Raw genomic sequence first — 1,351 nt, 5'->3', positions numbered from 1 at the left:
GAGGGTGTAAAAAGTTTTGTGTAAACGGTCATTTGGCAGGAGACTGCCAGCAACAGGAGCATAGATGACCGTAGCGAAACGCAATAAAAGAGAGAAACCCGATGCTGAGCTCGTCAAGCTGGCAGACAGCCTGCTGGCGAATTACCAGAAGCCGGAAGACCTGATAGGCGAGAACGGCCTGCTCAAGCAGCTTACCAGGATGCTGGTGGAGCGTGCGTTAGAGACGGAGATGTCCGAACACCTGGGCCATGGCAAAGGCGAAACGGTGACCAATGCCACGGGCAACACCCGTAATGGCCATAGCGCCAAGACGCTGCAGGGGGAGTTTGGCGAGTTGCCGCTCAATATCCCGCGCGACCGTCAGGGGGCGTTCGAGCCGAAGCTGGTGGAGCGCCATCAGACGCGCTGGACGGGCTTCGACGACAAGATCATTTCGCTGTATGCGCGTGGCCTGAGCGTGCGCGAGATCCAGGGGCACCTGGAAGAAATGTACGGCACGGAGGTCTCGCCGACGCTGATCTCGGCGGTCACCGACGCCGTCAGTGATGAGGTGAAGCTCTGGCAGGCCCGTGCGCTCGACGCGCTTTATCCGATTGTCTATCTCGACTGCATTCACGTCAAAGTGCGCGACAGCGGCGCGGTGCGGACCAAGGCGGTGTACCTGGCCATCGGCGTGAACATGGCCGGCCACAAGGAAGTCCTGGGACTGTGGATCGCCCAGACCGAGGGGGCCAAGTTCTGGCTGCAGGTGGTCACTGAGCTGAAGACGCGCGGCGTGCAGGACATCTTTATCGCCTGCGTCGACGGGCTTAAAGGCTTTCCTGAAGCCATTGAAGCGGTCTACCCAAAAGCGGCCGTGCAACTGTGCATCGTGCATATGGTGCGCAACAGTCTGAACTTCGTGCCGTGGAAAATGCAGCAGGAAGTCGCCGCCGACCTGAAGACGATTTACACTTCATCGACCGTCGAACTGGCCGAACAGATGCTGGGTGCCTTCGAGGCCAGGTGGGACAAGGACTATCCGTCCATCGGACAGAGCTGGCGACGCAACTGGGCACGTGTGATTCCGTTCTTCGATTACCCACCGGAGATCAGGAAGGTGATTTACACCACGAATGCCATAGAATCGATCAACATGAGCCTGCGCAAGGTGATCAAGACCCGCAGCTCGTTCCCGACCGATGAGGCCGTCACCAAGCTGTTTTATCTGGCCCTGAACAACATCAGCAAGAAGTGGACGATGCCGATCCGCGACTGGAAGGCCGCACTGAACCGCTTCACGATCCAGTTCGAAGAGCGGCTGGTGCCGGGTTAAACCTCAACCCGTTTACACAAAATTCCGGACACCCCC

Annotated in this window: 1 protein-coding gene; it reads left to right on the top strand. The window is 58.5% G+C overall.

Going from position 1 to position 1,351, the window contains the following annotated elements; all coding sequences use genetic code 11:
• Nucleotides 1-64 precede the first annotated feature (64 nt).
• Nucleotides 65-1,315 (top strand): IS256 family transposase, encoded by a 1,251-nt coding sequence (locus tag BM438_RS44520; RefSeq protein WP_093647948.1) that lies wholly within the window; start codon nt 65-67, stop codon nt 1,313-1,315.
• Nucleotides 1,316-1,351 lie beyond the last annotated feature (36 nt).

This window comes from Paraburkholderia aspalathi, assembly GCF_900116445.1.
Lineage (GTDB): Bacteria > Pseudomonadota > Gammaproteobacteria > Burkholderiales > Burkholderiaceae > Paraburkholderia > Paraburkholderia aspalathi.
The sequence above is the reverse complement of the archived record's forward strand: the minus strand, read 5'-3'. Positions and strand labels throughout refer to the sequence as shown.